This is a genomic window from Thermococcus sp. 21S9 (assembly GCF_012027635.1).
In the GTDB taxonomy this organism is placed as follows: Archaea; Methanobacteriota_B; Thermococci; order Thermococcales; family Thermococcaceae; genus Thermococcus.
Genome location: NZ_SNUS01000058.1, coordinates 1 through 409 on the forward strand (window position 1 = coordinate 1; position 409 = coordinate 409).

1 protein-coding gene is annotated in these 409 nt (G+C 39.4%); it reads left to right on the forward strand.

Annotated elements, in window-relative coordinates; genetic code table 11:
• Positions 1 to 210: 210 nt before the first annotated feature.
• On the forward strand, positions 211 to 409 hold a 199-nt coding region (locus tag E3E28_RS10955; protein ID WP_240921759.1), incomplete at its 3' end, for a PfkB family carbohydrate kinase.

The window sequence follows — 409 nt, forward strand, 5'->3', positions numbered from 1 at the left end:
TATCGTCCTGTATTTCAACAAAATTTGTTTTATAACCTCATTTTGAAAGACTTCTTCCATCCTAATCACCCATTAAACTTTGTTTTTAAGATTCTTTTCAACCTTTTAAATCTTTTCGATATTCATCTAAACGGAGTAAGAGGAGTAGAAAAGGATTACTCAACAGCCAAAAGATAAATAAAGCAATTTGTCAAGTTAGGGGAGGGCGATATGGAGTTAGATTTGGTTGTCATTGGCCATGTTTCAATAGACCATATCAGGTTCCCCAAAAGAGAAGAGATTCTGCAGCCAGGAGGAGCTGCCGCTGCCGTTGCAACCGCAGCAGCACTAAGCGGTGCAAAAGTTGGATTGGTTACTAAGGTCGGCAGGGATTTTCCAGAAGAGTGGTTAAAAAAGCTGAGCGAAATTT